This window comes from Terribacillus saccharophilus (assembly GCF_000725365.1).
In the GTDB taxonomy this organism is placed as follows: Bacteria; Bacillota; Bacilli; order Bacillales; family Amphibacillaceae; genus Terribacillus; species Terribacillus saccharophilus.
Map to the genome: position 1 here is coordinate 1,564,458 of NZ_CP008876.1, position 16,366 is coordinate 1,580,823.

Annotated in this window: 17 protein-coding genes; 3 read left to right on the forward strand and 14 right to left on the reverse strand. The window is 42.7% G+C overall.

Features of this window, described 5'->3' with window-relative positions; genetic code table 11:
- Positions 1-18: 18 nt before the first annotated feature.
- The 10 genes from GZ22_RS07855 to GZ22_RS07900 all read right to left on the reverse strand — a co-directional run bounded on the left by GZ22_RS07855 (position 19) and on the right by GZ22_RS07900 (position 9,000).
- Positions 19-1,488: a phytoene desaturase family protein gene (locus tag GZ22_RS07855; protein ID WP_038560835.1), complete on the reverse strand. Its 1,470-nt coding sequence runs from the start codon at positions 1,486-1,488 to the stop codon at positions 19-21.
- Entirely contained in the window at positions 1,485-2,606 is a 1,122-nt protein-coding gene (locus GZ22_RS07860; protein ID WP_038560837.1) for a glycosyltransferase family 2 protein, read from the reverse strand. The genes GZ22_RS07855 and GZ22_RS07860 overlap by 4 nt, the downstream gene beginning before the upstream one ends.
- Positions 2,607-2,621: 15 nt before the next feature.
- A complete protein-coding gene (locus GZ22_RS07865; protein ID WP_051748123.1) occupies positions 2,622-3,284 on the reverse strand; it encodes a lysophospholipid acyltransferase family protein in 663 nt (220 codons plus the stop codon).
- The gene (locus tag GZ22_RS07870; protein ID WP_051748124.1) at positions 3,250-3,981 is read right to left on the reverse strand and encodes a carotenoid biosynthesis protein; all 732 of its coding nucleotides are present in this window, start codon (positions 3,979-3,981) and stop codon (positions 3,250-3,252) included. The genes GZ22_RS07865 and GZ22_RS07870 overlap by 35 nt, the downstream gene beginning before the upstream one ends.
- Positions 3,978-4,832 (reverse strand): phytoene/squalene synthase family protein, encoded by an 855-nt coding sequence (locus tag GZ22_RS07875; RefSeq protein ID WP_051748126.1) that lies wholly within the window; start codon positions 4,830-4,832, stop codon positions 3,978-3,980. Before GZ22_RS07875 ends, GZ22_RS07870 begins: the two co-directional genes overlap by 4 nt.
- Positions 4,801-6,282, reverse strand: a complete 1,482-nt coding sequence (locus GZ22_RS07880) for a phytoene desaturase family protein (RefSeq protein WP_038560839.1) — start codon at positions 6,280-6,282, stop codon at positions 4,801-4,803. Before GZ22_RS07880 ends, GZ22_RS07875 begins: the two co-directional genes overlap by 32 nt.
- Positions 6,279-7,802: a phytoene desaturase family protein gene (locus GZ22_RS07885; protein ID WP_038560840.1), complete on the reverse strand. Its 1,524-nt coding sequence runs from the start codon at positions 7,800-7,802 to the stop codon at positions 6,279-6,281. Before GZ22_RS07885 ends, GZ22_RS07880 begins: the two co-directional genes overlap by 4 nt.
- 134 nt (positions 7,803-7,936) lie before the next feature.
- A complete protein-coding gene (locus GZ22_RS07890) occupies positions 7,937-8,353 on the reverse strand; it encodes a cytidine deaminase (RefSeq protein ID WP_038560842.1) in 417 nt (138 codons plus the stop codon).
- Positions 8,350-8,739: a DUF1798 family protein gene (locus tag GZ22_RS07895; RefSeq protein WP_245609708.1), complete on the reverse strand. Its 390-nt coding sequence runs from the start codon at positions 8,737-8,739 to the stop codon at positions 8,350-8,352. The genes GZ22_RS07890 and GZ22_RS07895 overlap by 4 nt, the downstream gene beginning before the upstream one ends.
- A 45-nt stretch (positions 8,740-8,784) precedes the next feature.
- The gene (locus GZ22_RS07900; protein WP_038560843.1) at positions 8,785-9,000 is read right to left on the reverse strand and encodes a hypothetical protein; all 216 of its coding nucleotides are present in this window, start codon (positions 8,998-9,000) and stop codon (positions 8,785-8,787) included.
- 135 nt (positions 9,001-9,135) lie between these two features.
- On the opposite strand from GZ22_RS07900, the gene GZ22_RS18765 reads away from it, so the two are divergent.
- The gene (locus GZ22_RS18765; protein ID WP_281176681.1) at positions 9,136-9,249 is read left to right on the forward strand and encodes a spore protein; all 114 of its coding nucleotides are present in this window, start codon (positions 9,136-9,138) and stop codon (positions 9,247-9,249) included.
- Between the two features lie 19 nt (positions 9,250-9,268).
- Here the strand turns inward: GZ22_RS18765 and GZ22_RS07905 are convergent, their stop codons facing one another.
- On the reverse strand, positions 9,269-10,228 hold the full coding sequence (locus tag GZ22_RS07905; RefSeq protein WP_038560845.1) for a DUF2515 family protein: 960 nt from the start codon (positions 10,226-10,228) through the stop codon (positions 9,269-9,271).
- A 92-nt stretch (positions 10,229-10,320) separates the two neighbouring features.
- Between GZ22_RS07905 and recU the strand changes: the two genes are divergently transcribed.
- Together recU and GZ22_RS07915 are read left to right on the forward strand one after the other, a co-directional pair.
- Positions 10,321-10,929, forward strand: a complete 609-nt coding sequence (gene recU / locus GZ22_RS07910; protein WP_038565793.1) for a Holliday junction resolvase RecU — start codon at positions 10,321-10,323, stop codon at positions 10,927-10,929.
- A complete protein-coding gene (locus GZ22_RS07915; RefSeq protein WP_038560846.1) occupies positions 10,929-13,562 on the forward strand; it encodes a transglycosylase domain-containing protein in 2,634 nt (877 codons plus the stop codon). Before recU ends, GZ22_RS07915 begins: the two co-directional genes overlap by 1 nt.
- Before the next feature lie 53 nt (positions 13,563-13,615).
- Here GZ22_RS07915 and nth read toward each other — a convergent pair whose 3' ends face one another.
- The 3 genes from nth to asnS form a co-directional block, all read right to left on the reverse strand.
- The gene (gene nth, locus GZ22_RS07920) at positions 13,616-14,269 is read right to left on the reverse strand and encodes an endonuclease III (protein ID WP_038560848.1); all 654 of its coding nucleotides are present in this window, start codon (positions 14,267-14,269) and stop codon (positions 13,616-13,618) included.
- A 16-nt stretch (positions 14,270-14,285) separates the two neighbouring features.
- The gene (locus GZ22_RS07925) at positions 14,286-14,996 is read right to left on the reverse strand and encodes a DnaD domain-containing protein (protein ID WP_038560850.1); all 711 of its coding nucleotides are present in this window, start codon (positions 14,994-14,996) and stop codon (positions 14,286-14,288) included.
- Positions 14,997-15,065: 69 nt separating this feature from the next.
- The gene (asnS, locus tag GZ22_RS07930) at positions 15,066-16,358 is read right to left on the reverse strand and encodes an asparagine--tRNA ligase (RefSeq protein ID WP_038560851.1); all 1,293 of its coding nucleotides are present in this window, start codon (positions 16,356-16,358) and stop codon (positions 15,066-15,068) included.
- Positions 16,359-16,366: the final 8 nt, after the last annotated feature.

Below are 16,366 nucleotides of genomic sequence, written 5' to 3' on the forward strand. Positions count from 1 at the left end.
TTTCCCCCTGGCTCTAACCTATCCCTGTAATATTGCTTGTGCTGTCAATTTTCCGCTTAATGTGACCATTGGTGTGCCACCGCCTGGGTGAGTCGAACCACCCGCAAACCAAAGACCTTTAATATATGTATCTTTATTCGGTATTCGGAAAAAGGCTTGCTGAAGATTATTCGAGCTCATCCCATATATTGCTCCCCGAAAAGCACGGGTGCGTACCGCTAAATCAGCTGGAGTCTGAAGTTCTTCATAGATAATTGATTCCGATAAAGCAGTAAGTCCTTTATCTTCAAGCTGCTGTATAAGTTTTTCTTTATACCGTTCTTTATCCTGCAGCTGGTTGATACCAGTAAGATACGGCGCGTTTGCAAGCACGAACAAATTGCTCATGTTTACAGGTGCAAGATCCGGTTCACTTGCTCCTGAAAAACAAATATAAAGAGTCGGTTCCTTAATATATTGTTGTTTCTTGAAAATCGACGTGAATTCTGCTTGATAATCGGAAGGAAAGAAAACATTATGGTGAGCTAATTGAGTGTAGCGCTTTTTAACACCCAAAAGCATTGTAAAGCCAGACAAAGAAGGCTCTACTTTCTTTATTTTATGATCAGAAAAATGCGGTCTATCGGACTCATCCAGCAGCCCGCTGTACAAGCTTATGGCATCTCCATTTCCGATAAGCGTATCACAAGCATAGTCACCTTTGGTAGTCGTAACCCCTGTTACAGCACCTTTACTTGTCCGTATACTTGTCACATCAGTTTCTTTTTCGATAATAACTCCTAATTCCACAGCAAGCTTTTCAAATGCTTCCACAAGTTTATATGTGCCGCCTTTAATGCCATGAACTCCTTCCCCCGCTTCCAAAAATGCAAGCATTGCGAAAATGGATGGTGCCTGATAAGGAGATGATCCTATATATGTCGCGTACCTGCCAAATAGGCGTAATGTATTTGGATGTCGAAAGTACCGTTTTAATAATGTTTGAAATGATTGCATTGGACGAATTTTGGCAAAGTTGAGCAAGAGCTCGGGCTGTAGCTTCTCCTCCCAGAGAAAGAGTGGTTTATGAAGAAATGCCTTCTCAGATATCTGAAACAGCCTTCTGCTTTCAGCAAGGAAAGCAGGATACGCTTTAGCATCAGCTTTGCTGTAGACGGCCAGCTGCTCCTGCATCCTCGCTACATCTGGTGTCAGTTCGACAATATTTCCATCCGGAAAGAAATTCTTCCCGATTGGGGAGATTGGATAAAAGGTCAAATAATCTCGGCTGTCACGTCCTGTATCGTAGAATACTTGTTCAAAGATATGTTTGAGTGTAATGGTACTGGGACCAAGATCAAAGTGAAAACCATCTTTATTAACTTGTTGGAGCTTGCCGCCAAGTGTTTTGTTCTTTTCGAGTATTTTAACATCCCAGCCAGCATGTGCAAGGTAAATACTGGTCGTTAAACCACCTAATCCGCCTCCTATAATAACAGCCTTTTTCATTCGTAATATCTCCTGCCTTTCCATTCATATCCCTCTCTTTTCATATGAATCCGTATTGCATCCAAAGCAAGCAATATGAAGCAGCTGCAAGCTAAAGGATAGAGAAAGGACGTATACCAGTTTGTCTTTGCCTGAAGATCAATGAAAATCTTAATCATTACTCCTATTAGATAAGCTATAGCTGCTGTGAGCACAATCTGTTTGTCTCCAAGTAACAATCCGGAAACTAAGCAAACAATCGGTAACACATACATTAGTGCATATAACAAACAAATAAACAAAGTAAGGTATATATTGCTTCCAGTCCCCGTGAAGATATTTTTTCGGAATCCTAACCATACAGATCGGTTCGTTTCGTACATTCGCATACTAGCGAACTTCTCACCACGTAGCAAAGCGACAGGAAACTGAGACCGCTTCATAAGACGCATCAGTTCCATATCATCCACTATGGCTGATTTAATTGCAGCATGACCGCCTGCCTTTTGATAACTTTCCTTGTGAATACAGATAAAAGCGCCGTGAGCAGCAGCAAATTTAGGATCTTGAGTTTTCATTACTTGTCGGATTGGTAAGTGGCAAATAACGAGGAAAATCATGAACGGAACAAGCATACGTTCGAGAAAGGTATGAACACGCTGTCTCGGAAACGCGGATATCATACGATAATTATCGTCAAGACACGGCTGCAATAATGCTAGTCCGTTTTTTTCCAATGTTACATCCGCGTCTAGAAACAATAGCCATTCTCCTTCCGCGTACTCACCTAGTTGCTGACAAGCATAGTTTTTCCCGGTCCAACCTGAAGGAAGCTCCTTGCCTTGATAAAGTTTTAAGTTGGATAGCTTATACTGATATTCACGTACAACAGAAGATGTTCCATCTGTGGATTGATCATCTAATACAAGTATTTCTTTTATGTAGTCCTGCTGGGAAATCAGGCTTTCAAGTAGACGTCCAATATTATCTGCTTCATTACGTGCAGGTATCAATATGCTTAATGGCTTAATCGGTGTACTCTCTATTACTGGGCTTTTCGGAAAAGCTGTGCTGTTATATAGAATCCAAACCAGCTGAAGAAGAAGCAAGAGGTTGATGATAAGTAAAAGTACAAGCATAAACACTTCTCCCTTCTAGCTGATCTGTTCCTGGGGCTCTATATGCTGCCCGCCTATGATCGTTTGTTTATGCACGTCTGCTTGTTCTTCCAGAAGTTTTGATAGATACAAACTCACGCTGGTCCTTGTCATGCTTTCCCAGTCCTCATGAATTGGTTCACCGAAGTGCAATGATGCAATAGGCTTCTTTTCTTCTCCAAAATGATAATGCAAGGTGACCGGAACAACAGGTACCGGCATCTGATGCAGCAAATATCCTATTCCCGTTTCAAAAACATATGGCCTTTGGTCTTGATGCAAAATCTGACCCTGTGGAAAGAGCCACACGTTATTGCCTCCTTCCAGCAACTGTCTCGCATACTGAAGGGAAGCGACAACATCGCGAATTCTTGTTTTATCAATAGAGAAAGCACCAAGCTTACGAAAGAAGCGATATTTTTCCAGTCCTTCTTGTGCCATAAGCATATAATGATTACCATTTAAATGCTTTTCCGTAATTTGAAAAATTAACAAACCATCCCACCAAGAGCTGTGATTTGCAATATATATAGCTGGTTTTTCTGATACCTGGACATGCCCGGTAGCTTCAACTCGCTCAAAGTTTCGGGGAAGTAAATGATAACGTTGATAAGCGGTGAAAAGTTTAATGAACCAGCGCTTTTTTTCTGCTTGAATCAAGCACTCTCCTCCCTTCTGTAAGAAGAATGAACAGAACGGCCAAACAAGCAACAAGGACGAAACCTTTTTTTAGAGCCAGCAAACCAAAAAACAGAAACATCAATTCCAATAATCGATATGACTGGACTGACGGTTTTGTACCCTTTTGCAACGGCAGCAGCAATGACAAAATGGCAGCAAGGAAAAACCATGTAATAAAATTCGTTGCCGGAATCCCATAATAAAATCCGCCATTATCCCATTGCCAGAAATCCCAAGCTAATGCGACAGGATCGAGTATGAGATCGATAAATACGACCCACACACCTGATTCTAAAGCTCGCAGCCACTTATTTTTCTGTGTGCTGATCATAGTGCTATTAATAATAAACCCAACCCAAGCAATGGCGATTGTAAAAGGTACTCCTAACACATGGTAGCCGAGCATCGTCGTGTATTCGTATTCACCAAAGGGAAATCCAGTGTAAACGCTTAGTGCTTCAATTAACAGTGTGGTAGCTCCAATAATAAACAGAACAGCGAAAATCTTATTAATTTTTATATTGCTGAAAAAGTAGGTTTTACTTTCTACCAGCACTGCTGCCGTATAGAGAATCATAAAGATACTATTTGCGAAATATAGCCATTCCGGAAGCTCCCAGAATAACAGAAGCAAAAGCCCAATTAACAACCAAACAGCAAAGATGCGGTACATCATGTAATTGATTCCCTTTTCCTAGCTTTCTTAGCTTTTTGGTAGAGTGCAAGTTTACGTGATTGTGATACATAAGCGCGCTTGTGGAACACATCGTAATTATTATCTTTGATTACATCCATGATTGCTGCATAATAGCTGCTAGCCAAAGTAATTGCGAATGCGCTCGATTCTGGATACGTATTCAGACCTTCCATTCCTTCTTCAAACCACCTGTTAGCCGTATTTGTCAGGTCGTCGATTACCTGGCGGAAAGACATGGATAATTCCTGAGCATAAAATGCTTCTTCTGAATAATCATAAGCCGACAAAATGGATAACGGAATATAACGTCGGCCCCTTTCCAAGTCTTCGCCGACATCCCGCAGGATATTGACGATTTGCATCGCCTTTCCAAGTTTGATTCCAGCTTGTACAATTTTTTCCGAAGGGTAATCGTGCAATACTGGCAGCAGCATTTCTCCGACAGATCCGGCTACATGATAGCAGTACTCTTCCAACTGTTCAAATGTCTCATAATGAGTATGTTTCTCATCCATACGCTGGCCCTTGATCTGGGTGAAGAACGGAGCTGGTTCCAAATTAGGAAAAGTATCAAATAGCCAGCGAAGGGAAGGCCAGATAAAGTGTCCTTCAGCTTTACTGAGGTGTTGAAAGTTCCACTCCAGCTCATCTAGGGTATACACGCTCTTTTCAGGTTCATCCATGCTGTCATCAATCATCCGGCAGAAAGTGTAAATAACGAACACAGCTTCCTTACGCGGAGAAGGAAGCTCGCGAAATGCCTGATAAAAGCTCGCAGAATGCTGCTTCATCGCCTTTTCACACGCTTTTGCGTACGGTTTCTTGAGCATAGTCTCCCACCTCACTCTTTATTAGATCACTTAAATTTTTTGCTCCTTGCATGACGATTGGCACACCTCCGCCAGGATGAACAGATGCGCCGACAGCATAAAGCCCATCAATGCCAAACGGTTTGTTCTGCGGGCGAAAGCCTCCAGATTGCAGCAAATTGGGAGCAATTCCAAAGCTTCCTCCTTGATACAATCCAGCTTGGCTGGCATCCGCTGGTGTCCTCACCTTCATCCATTCGATTGATTCCATTAATCCTGGCAGAAGCGTCTTCTCTGCTTTATGGAGAACGCGTTCAACGAGCAGATCTTGCTGCTGTTCCCAGTTGATATGGTCGCCAGATGGAACAGGAACAAGGAAATATAAAGCCGATTTTCCAGCAGTAGCACAGGTTTGATCAATTGAACTAGGGTTGAATACGTAGAATGAGGGATCTTCTGGAATAGTCCGGGATTCAAAAATTGCTTCCATATTTTGCTGAAATTGTTCCGGGAGTACAAATTGATGCGTTTGAAGTTCTTCCCATGTCCGATTGGTGCCAGCATAAATGAGCAGACAGCCGCTAGAAGCTGCGGGCTGCTTTTTCTTTTTAGCTTTTTTATCACCAAGTAACGAATGAATGGCAGGAAAATCTCCGTTGTACACCACATTATCAAAAGGCTCGGATACTCCGTCCACCTCTATCCCGGTAACTCTTTTACCCTCCTGCTGGATCTTATCAACTTTTGCATTGTATCGAAGTGTGACTCCGCGTTTTTTACAATAAGAAACCAAAGTGTCAATCAATCCAGCATAGCCGCCTTTGATATACCAAATTCCGTGTGCATGCTCACTATAAGAAATCAGACCATAAATAGCAGGTGTCGTATAAGGAGAACCTCCTATATACAAAGATTGCAGTGCATATGCATCCTGTAGTTTCGGTTCAGTGAAATAATCACTGATGAAGCTATGAACGTCACGGTAGGCTTTTGATTTATAAAGGAAGCGCAGGTTGCTTGACGTAAAGAAACGAAGTCTGTTAGAAAATCCTTGCTCCAAAAACTGACTCACTCCAACTCGGTATACGTTTTCCATGTCGTGCATGAATTGATTATATTGCGCTTCTTGGTTTGGAAACTTTGCCAGCAATTCTTCTTTCTGTTTTGCTGGATCAGAGTATTTTGTATAAGCAGTGCCATCCGCATAATGAATTTTGTAAAGCGGATCGCATTTGATAAGCTCGAGATCTTTCTGCGGAATAGCACATGCATCCAGTACATTGCGAATCATATCGGGCAAGAGGACAATTGTCGGGCCTTGATCAATACGAAACTCACCTTCTGTTTCGTATTGCATGCGTCCCCCTGGATTCGCTTGCTGTTCAAAGACGGTAACTTGATGTCCTTGTTTTTCAAGAAGCAATGCAGCTGTAAGACCTCCAATACCTGAACCGATTATAGCCGTCTTCACATCGTCACCTTCTCTTGAGATGATTTTATCGATTGATAAGTTTTAACTCCATTGTTTTTCTCAACTAGATCAGCACTGATCTTTGCTGATTGAAAAATAGTCGGCAGGCCGCTGCCAGGATGTGTTCCTCCACCAACAAGATAACAATGGGAGAGCTCTTTCACTTGGTTATGTGGTCGGTTGTACATCATCTGATCTAATGAATGCGCAAGATTAAATACTGCCCCGTGCTGAATGTTCATTGCTTCCCAATCTGACGGAGTAATACGGTGCTCTGTTTCAATTAGATCCTCGATATTCTCAATACCTGTTTCACGTGAAAGAATATCAAGCATTTTCTGACGAGTATGAGGACTTGCTGCCTCCCAATCAATGTCAGCCTCTGTATTCGGCACCGGCATTAGTAAATATACTGTAGACTTCCCAGCAGGAGCTGTCGTTGGGTCAAGTTTTGTTGGATAATGAATGTAAACAGAAGGATCCTCAGAAAGGACGAACTGTTCTGTCATCTCCTCTACATTCTTTTTGTAATCATCAGCAAAGACAACCATGTGGTGCGGAAGATCAACTTCTTGCTTTAAACCTAGATAAAGCATATATGTCGAACACGAATATTTTTTGTTCTCCATTTTCTTCTGGAATTTCTTTTTCCATTTATCTTCGAACAGATGCTGTACGCTATAGCTATAATCCGCGTTAATAATAACTTCATCAGCTTGAACTTGAAGTCCATTTTCCAGAAGCAGACCTGTGGCCTGCTTGCCTTCTGTAAGAATCTGGGCGACAGGTTTTCCAGTATGAACCACGCCCCCATATTCCTCAATCACTTGTCTCATCGCTTCGCATATTCGGTTGACGCCTCCAATCGGATGGTACAAACCGAATTTATGTTCAAGATACGAAAGTATCGTGAACGTTCCTGGGCACTTCCAAGGAGACATTCCTAAGTATTTTGCTTGGAAAGTAAACGCATATTTCAAGCGTTCATCATTAAAATATGTAGAAAGCTTACTGTATACAGTCTGGAACATATCCAATTTTGGGAGTGCGTGCAGCACCTCCTTGCTCAAATAAGTGCGTCTATGTACGAAAGGTCGGCGTAGAAGCTTTTCAACTCGGTCGAACTTCTCTCCCTCTTTTTCCATGAACTGAATAAAACCTTGGCTTTCGCCGGGAAAGACCCTTTCTATTTCATCCAGCATATCTTGTTTGTCGACTCGCGGTGTGAACGTAACGTCTCCAAACCGGAGCGTATATAATGGATCCAGCCGATGCAGCTGCACATAATCATTAAGATTGCGGCCTGCTTCCTCAAAAAGCTCTTCTAGAAGCTGAGGCATCATAAAGAAAGTAGCACCAAGGTCAAATTGGAACTCACCTTGCTTCAAACGTGAAGTCCTACCGCCGATCACTTCATTTTTTTCATATATTTCTACGTTGTATCCTTTGGCTGCAAGCAGCATCCCTGCTGTCAGACCCCCAGGACCAGCCCCGATGATTGCTACTTTTTTCTTAGTCAACGGTCAGACCTCCATTCCGAATAGTTCCCAATACCCTGTTCGCCTTATTTTAAAACCTATCGAACGATAAATTAATAATAAAAAAAGATCTAAAGTGCACAAAAACACTTTAGGTCTTTAATTTACATTAATTTTTACTGAGCAGCTTTTTCGTCAGAGAAAAGGTCTTCTGGCTGGAAAGAAAACGGAAGCAACTCTTCCATCGTCACAGTCTTCGAAACGCCATTCATGTTTGAAATGTGGATGACAGCGTCCTGAGGGAAGAATTCAGCCATCACTTGTCGGCACGACCCACATGGAGGAACTGGACGTTCTGTATTCGCTACTACAGCAATCTCAGCAAACTCCCTTTCGCCATTCGCAACAGCTTGGAAAATGGCAGTTCGTTCAGCACAGCATGTAACAGGATAAGCTGCATTTTCAATATTACATCCTTGATAAACGTTTCCTGCCTTAGTCAAGACTGCTGCACCTACTCCGAATTTAGAATAAGGTATATATGCACGCTCTCTTGCTTCTTTAGCTAAATTAATCAATTCTTCTTTCGTCATTGTTTTTCTTCCTCTCCGTCGTGTGCTTCTAATCGGTCCATATCTTCATCAAGCAATTGAATGACGTAGCCGATCGATTGATGATAATCCATATATCGTTCGGACCGGATGTCTATGTAATAGCTATGCAAGATGATTAAATGAACATTTTCTTCTGTAGACTGTACCTGCTGTGGATGCACACTTATCTCACGCTGCTGGACAAAGTCCGCTGCAGCCTGATGCCACTCTTGAAGCAGCTGATACATAGGTTCTGTTTCTTTCTTCACCATCTCGAAGAATGCTTTGTCATGCTTATCACTTGGCGGCTCATGCGTAAGAAATCGTTCTTTCAGTTGGGCCATCAAATCGGATAGCTGCTTATTATATATCGGTAGTGTTGTCAATATAACCCCTTCTCTGCTTATCGTGTCGTTCTATTATACAAGCAGTCAGGCTAATTTACCATGCTCATGGTTCCATTTATCATGCTTTTTATCTAGCTGGGACTCTGCTCGGAGTACGCGTTCAATCAAAGGCTGTTTTAGTGTCGTCCTGGAACGGTTCGCCTGTACGGTGAGTCTTTGGTCCAATTTCCGATATGCGCCAGCTAGCTGGAATAGAGCCAGCTGCAATTCTTCTTTGGTTACACCATTTTGCTTGTTCATCCGTATGCCCCCTTTTTCTTTACTGTTTCTGCTAAGATAAGACTTCTCCTGCACAGCTGACAAAACAACAAAAAATACGGGCACATTCGCATGATTAAGAGCTGTTTCGCTCATCCTAACTATAAAGGAGGGTGAATGATGAAAAAGCAGGAAAGAAAGACATCGACTGACCAGAAACGACCGACAGCACGCACTGCAGGTGACGGGTACGACAAAAAACTTGATGGACCAAATCGTCCTTCCACATAAGTTAAAAAAAGCAAAGCGATCAATTGACCGCTTTGCTTTTTTTCTTGATTAATGCGGCTACTTTCATCAATTTCCTTTTCCAATAAAAGACCGATCCAGTCGGCTGGTGTCGCTTTTTTTTTGCAGAAATGAGCCAACTTCGTTTGATGCCCCCATATTTGTACCAATCTCTTCGAATATTATCTTCGTGTGAAATGACTGGATAACAAGTCCGCAGCGGACTACTGCCTGTAGTTCTAAACCGACCAAAATGTTCATAATCATCTCGAGACCCCGTATAAGGAGCTAACTTGGCAAACTGCAAAAAAGCGGGATGAAGCTGCTCATCAAAAAGGAGCTGACTCAACTTCTTCCCTATTTCTATACGCTCGTCCACACTTGTAAAATGGTGAGCATACAGTCCATATAAGTTCCCATCCAATGTCGGGAAAAATACAGCATTCAGACGGAATAAATCCTGCAGCTGATATGGCCACCTGCTGAAGATGTGATTTTTATAAAATGGCTGGACTATGACAGGAGATCCGATGACATGCTGTTCGTTAATAATAAGGCAATAAAGCAGCTGCTTCTTGTCACCCTCTTTTAAGTAACGCTGCCATGTTTCTTCCATAAAGACAGAAACACGAAAATGACGCAAATGTTCAACCATATCAATTTGTCCTTTTTTATGTGCTTCATATAAAAGCAGCTGAGGATATGCATCAGAGAAGATGAGCCAATTGGCACGCTCATAAAGAGAGAAAAGCTGTTTTCTTATACGGGCTGACAGTAAGCTCTGAAACATATCCAATTGCAGATCTGTCATATTCCAGCCGGCGTTTCTGGAAACCATTGAAGCTAGGAATGCCCATTTTATCTCTGGATTCCTTTCATAAAAAGCTTGATAAGCCATCGTTCTTCGGATATTATCTAAGTTTGCAGTGGCTGTTTTCTCTTCGATGGAAGCAAGCAACCGCGCAATGTCAGTAAATGTCATCGAATTGCCCCTTTTTTCAGTTGAGTTACAGACACAAAGTGAAGTATTCTAAGGATTATGGTATGATCATTCCTATAGTGGGGGGAGAAACCGTGCAATATCCTAACGGGAAAAAGATCATCAAACAACCAGCTGCATCGAGGCTCTCACAGCCTATCGATTTCGGCAACAGGGGGATGACTTTAGAGGAAGATATCAATGAGACAAACGAGTATTACCTCGCTCAACAAAAGGCTATCATCCATAAAAAACCTACCCCAGTGCAGATTGTCCAGGTCGATTATCCAAAACGAAGTGCAGCGGTAATTAAGGAAGCGTATTTCAAACAAGCATCCACTACGGATTATAATGGCGTATATCGCGGAAAATATGTAGACTTCGAAGCCAAGGTCACTAAAAACAAGACCAGCTTCCCGCTCTCAAATTTCCACGATCATCAGATTATCCACATGGAGCATGTATGCAGTCATGGGGCTGTCTGCTTCGTCATTATGCGCTTTTCTGCACATAATCAAACATTTTTTTTCGAAGCAGAGAAACTTTTTCCGTGGTGGAAACGTCAATATGATGGAGGAAGAAAATCTATTCCCTATGAGGTGATCTGTGAGGAAGGATTTCTTATTCCAATGAAGTATCAGGCAAAGGTCGATTACTTGCACATTATCGACCAGCTTCATTTTAGAACGGAGGAAGAGGAGTAATGGCAGAAAAGGGCCAATCTCGTGCATCAAGACGAAAACAGAAAAAGAAGAAAAGACCTATTTGGAAGAAAATTTTACTTACGATTGTATTAATAGGTGTATTATGTGTTGTTGCGGGCGGTGCCGTATTTGGTTATTACGCAGCCACAGCACCTAAGCTGGATGAAGAAAAACTATCTGATCCTGCTTCCAATATCGTCTATGACATGAATGGAGACGAATTTGCGGAATTAGGTTCGGAAAGCAGACGGAAAGTGAATTATGACGATCTGCCGCAGCAACTGATTGATGCAGTCACTGCAACTGAGGATTCCCGGTTCTTTGAACATAACGGAATCGATATTATCCGTACTGGCGGCGCACTGGTTTCCAACTTTAAGAATGGATTCGGTGCAGAAGGTGGTAGTACGATCGACCAGCAGGTCATCAAACGCTCCTTCCTATCTCCAGAAAAAACCGTAAAACGGAAAATGCAGGAATGGTGGCTTGCCTTCCAGCTTGACCGCCAATATTCTAAGGAAGAAATCCTGGAAATGTACTTGAATAAAGTATTTTACGGTCAATACGCTTACGGAGTTGCTACAGCTGCAGAAACATATTTCGGTAAAGATGATCTAAATGATCTTACGTTGCCGGAAACAGCTTTACTAGCTGGTCTGCCGCAGCGCCCTACTGCTTATAATCCATTTGAAAACCCAGATCTTGCACAGCAACGCATGAACACCGTGCTTGATTTGATGGTACAGCATGAAAAGATTACCCAAGCAGAAGCAGATGAAGCGAAAAAGACGAATGTCGAAGATTTGCTTACTGAAAAGCAGCCGCAATCTAACAAATATGGTGCTTTCTTAGATGAAGTTCAAAATGAACTTAGTGAGCGTTTTGAAGATGCAGATCTTAACCTTGATGGCATGAAGATTTATACGACTTTAGATCCAGATGCACAAGACACTGTAGAAAATGCTCTTAGCGAAGACAGCGGCATTGTATGGCCGGACGATCAGCTGCAAGCTGGTATTACCCTGCTCGACACACAAAGCGGTGCAATTCGAGCTATTGGTGGAAACCGGAATAACGAGCTTGGTGGCTATAACTATGCTATACAAGGCGACGGGCGTCAGCCAGGATCTGGTATGAAGCCGATTCTTGACTATGCACCAGCATTTGAGACAGGTGTTTATACGTCTACTTATGAACAAATTAATGATGAACCACTTACGATTGGTAGTTGGACACCTGGTAACTACGATGATCAATTCCATGGTTGGATGAGCGCAAGAACTGCTCTAGCAAAATCCTATAATATTCCAGCGATCAAAACATTCCAAGCTGTAGGTGCTGAAAACGCAGAACAATTTGCGAATGGTTTAGGTCTAGAATTTCCGGATGGTATCAAAAATGGAGATAGTATAGGTGGTGCAGCTCAGTTCCATACAATTGATATTGCTGGCGCTTATGCTGCTTTTGGTAACGAAGGAATCTACACGGAGCCATATGCTATTACAAAAATTGAATTTAGCGATGGCAGTACCTTGGATATGAAACCAGAATCTGAAGCAGCGATGAGTGAATCAACAGCTTATATGGTTACAGACATGATGCGCTCTGTTATGACAGAAGGTACTGGAACTATGGCAAACGTATCTGGTTTGGATATTGCTGGTAAGACCGGTACAACGAATCTGGAAGACCAAAAAGGTAGTCCGGATTCATGGATGAATGGTTTGACAACGAATTATACCCTATCCGTTTGGACCGGTAACCCCAAGGGTAACACAGTGATTCAAGACGGAAACGGTGTAATTGGAACAAATGTCGCAAAACAACTGTTCAAGCAAATCATGACCAATGTACATGAAGGCAAAGACACAGAAAGTTTTAAGAAACCCAGTGACGTAGTGGAGGCGAAAGTCGAAAGAGGCTCTCGCCCTGCTGCTTCTCCAAGTGCTGGTACTCCCTCTTCCGAGATTCTGACGGAATTATTCCTGAAGGGTAATCTTCCTGGAGCAACTTCAGAAAGATATGAAGAGGAAGAAATAGATCCAGTAACCGGACTTTCTGCAAGCTATGATGAAGCAAGTAACAGTATCAATATCAGCTGGAATTATGACGGTGATGCAAGCTTCAGTGTAAGTGCTGATCCAAGCGGCTCTACGTCCACTTCTGATACTTCAGCCGTAATTGAGAACGTTCAAGCTGGACAAACCTACAACATTGCTGTTACAGCATCAGTTGATGGCGAAACTAGTGAGGCGAAATCAACTTCTGTCACCGTTCCTGGTGAAGAAGAAAACGCGGAAGAAGAAGAAGAAAATCCAGATGAAAATGCTGAGAATCAAGAAGATCAGAATAATGAAGATCAGCAAAATGAGGACGAGCAGAACCAAGATCAGAATGATGAACAAAATCCAGATGAAAATGCCGATGAAAACAGTGACCAGAACAATGGCAATGGTAACGGTAATGAAGATAACAACGGCAACAACAATGGAAATGGCAATGAAAACTCTGATCAAGGTGATGAATCAGGTAACACCGAAGAAGAAAACCCTGATGAAGGTAATCAGGAAACTGATACCGGCGGGGATGCTGATTCTGGCACTGATCAAGGTGAAACAGACGAGCAACAATAAAATAATACCAGACAGAAAAAAGACAGTCACTTCGATTTGGAGTGACTGTCTTTTTATTTTGCTTCGGCTTTCAGGCGTTTCTTCCCTTCCCGGCAAATGTCATTCAATGGGCATGCCAGACAGTTTGGGTTTCTGGCTTTACAATGATAGCGTCCGAAAAAGATCATGCGATGATGCGTATCGCTCCACTCTTCTCGCGGCACCTTTTTCATTAATGTGTTTTCAACTTCGGTCACATTGTCTTTCCAGCGGCAAAAACCAAGCCGTTTGGATACTCGTTCAACGTGGGTATCTACAGCAATGGCAGGCTCGTGAAACGCAACTGATGCAACAACATTAGCTGTCTTTCGCCCCACTCCAGCTAGCTTGACCAATTCATCACGTGTGTCCGGTACAATCCCATCATATTGATCAATCAGCGTCTGACAGAGCTTCTGGATATTTTTTGCCTTGTTGCGATAAAGACCAATAGAACGAATATCATGCTGCAGCTCTTCAAGCGGAACAGCTAGATAACCTTCCGGTGTCTTATATTTTTGGAACAAATCCTTTGTTACTTTATTGACAAGGTTATCGGTACACTGCGCTGACAGCAGTACGGCGATCACCAGCTCGAATGGATTACGGTGCACCAGTTCACAAGCTGCTTCCGGGAACATGTCACGCATCACATCCAATGCCCGTCGTATCTGTGTTTTGTTCAGCATTGTATGCTTTTCCTCCTCAATCTTCTTCCAGCCAGTTGTAGTAAATACTCACATCGCGAGTTGGTGCTTGCTGCTCGGAACGTACCGCAGCAGCTGTGGGTCTCTGGTTCTCGTGAAATGATTTGCTCTGCTTTCGGGCCTGATCTACGGAGCGGATACCTTTGCGCTTCCATTCACGCAAAATACGATCTATATAGCGGAAATTCAATTTACTCATCAGTACTGCTTCTCGCAAAGCAGCTTTAATAAGAGATGGCGGCTGCATATCTTCATCCAGCCATAAGGTGACCGTTTCTATTTCAAAAGGCGAAAGCGGCCGGCCGAACTCCTGCTCAAAGAGAATAAATATTGCTGCCTCTTCTTCTTTGTCTGTTTTCTTCTTTTCAGGCTCTGGATAGACGGTTTCGGCAAATGCAAGATGCCATAACCCGTTCAGACTATAAGCTTGGCTGCGCATATTTTCTTCCTGTACATCTTCAATCTGAAGCAAATTACGCTGAACGAGCTTGCGTAATATCAGTGCTACATCTCTTTCAGAAAGCGTTACTTTCTTAGCTAGTTCATCAGTAGTCGGAAACATAATGCCTTGCTGCTGGAAAAAGCAGATATGCAAAATTACCATCATTTCCGTTTCATTCAAGCCAAGAGATACATATTTATTCATTAGGATACCGGGAAAGGAAAATGGATTTCCCAGCATTCGTTGGTAATTCAAGTCGTTATTCATCTGGGTTCTCCTTCCATTAATAGGACAATCCCTCGTCATTCGACAAGGGATCGCCAGGTAATCTATATATTATGGGTATAGGCGGTTCAAAAGACGCGGGAATGGAATTGTCTCGCGAACGTGCTCCACGCCGGATAGCCATGCGACTGTCCGTTCTAGACCAAGCCCAAAGCCTGAATGCGGCACACTGCCGTATTTACGCAATTCCAAGTACCAGTTGTATGCATCGCTAGTCAGATTATGTTCCTCATAGCGTTTTTCCATCAATTCAAGATCATCGATACGCTGGGATCCGCCAATGATTTCACCATAGCCTTCTGGTGCAATCAAGTCAGCGCAAAGTACAACATCTTCCCGATCCGGGTCTGGCTTCATGTAAAATGCTTTGATTGCAGCTGGGTAATGAGTGATGAATACTGGTTTGTCAAAGCTTTCAGCAATAGCAGTCTCATGCGGTGCTCCGAAATCTTCGCCCCACTCAATATCATCGAATCCTTTTTCCTTCAGCAATTCGATTGCTTTATCATACGTGATGCGCGGGAATGGCGCAGTTACTTTTGCCAATTTCTCTGTATCGCGTCCAAGGATTTCAAGGTCCAGTTTGCAGTTCTTCAGTACAGAAGCAACAAGGTGGCTGATGTAGTTCTCTTGGATTTCCAAGCTCTCTGCATGCTCAACGAATGCCATTTCTGGCTCGATCATCCAAAATTCGATCAAATGACGTCTTGTTTTGGATTTTTCTGCACGGAATGTTGGACCGAAGGAGAATACTTTGTTAAATGCCATTGCAGCTGCTTCCATGTAAAGCTGTCCGCTTTGTGATAGATATGCTTCTTCGTCAAAGTACTTTGTATGGAACAATTCCGTCGTACCTTCTGCAGAGGAACCTGTAAGAATTGGCGGATCGATTTTCGTATAGCCATTTTCATGGAAGTATTCATAAGTCGCACGGATGATTTCATTACGGATTTTCATCACAGCATGCTGTTTTTGAGAACGAAGCCATAGGTGGCGGTTATCCATTAGGAATTCAGTTCCATGCTCTTTCGGTGTTATTGGGTAGTCTGTTGCAGCATGGATTACTTCCACATTGCTGACTTGAATTTCATATCCGAAGGAAGAACGGCTGTCCTCCACTACTTTTCCTGTAACGTAAAGGGATGTTTCCTGTGTCATGTTCTTAGCTGTCTGGAACACTTCTTCTGGTACATCGCTTTTTACGACAACACCTTGAACGAATCCTGTTCCGTCACGCAGCTGTAAAAATGCAATTTTCCCGCTGGAACGTTTATTGCGGAGCCACGCTCCGATTGTAATTTCTTCTCCTACATGTTCACTAAGCTTAGCAATCGTTGTTTTCAAAAAGAACC

Coding starts and splice junctions, on each gene's coding strand:
- GZ22_RS07855 (WP_038560835.1), bottom strand. CDS start 1,488: ATGAAAAAGGCTGTTATTATAGGAGGCGGATTAGGTGGTTTAACGACC.
- GZ22_RS07860 (WP_038560837.1), bottom strand. CDS start 2,606: ATGCTTGTACTTTTACTTATCATCAACCTCTTGCTTCTTCTTCAGCTG.
- GZ22_RS07870 (WP_051748124.1), bottom strand. CDS start 3,981: ATGATGTACCGCATCTTTGCTGTTTGGTTGTTAATTGGGCTTTTGCTT.
- GZ22_RS07875 (WP_051748126.1), bottom strand. CDS start 4,832: ATGCTCAAGAAACCGTACGCAAAAGCGTGTGAAAAGGCGATGAAGCAG.
- GZ22_RS07890 (WP_038560842.1), bottom strand. CDS start 8,353: ATGACGAAAGAAGAATTGATTAATTTAGCTAAAGAAGCAAGAGAGCGT.
- GZ22_RS07900 (WP_038560843.1), bottom strand. CDS start 9,000: ATGAACAAGCAAAATGGTGTAACCAAAGAAGAATTGCAGCTGGCTCTA.
- GZ22_RS18765 (WP_281176681.1), top strand. CDS start 9,136: ATGATGAAAAAGCAGGAAAGAAAGACATCGACTGACCAGAAACGACCG.
- GZ22_RS07905 (WP_038560845.1), bottom strand. CDS start 10,228: ATGACATTTACTGACATTGCGCGGTTGCTTGCTTCCATCGAAGAGAAA.
- GZ22_RS07915 (WP_038560846.1), top strand. CDS start 10,929: ATGGCAGAAAAGGGCCAATCTCGTGCATCAAGACGAAAACAGAAAAAG.
- nth (WP_038560848.1), bottom strand. CDS start 14,269: ATGCTGAACAAAACACAGATACGACGGGCATTGGATGTGATGCGTGAC.
- GZ22_RS07925 (WP_038560850.1), bottom strand. CDS start 14,996: ATGAATAACGACTTGAATTACCAACGAATGCTGGGAAATCCATTTTCC.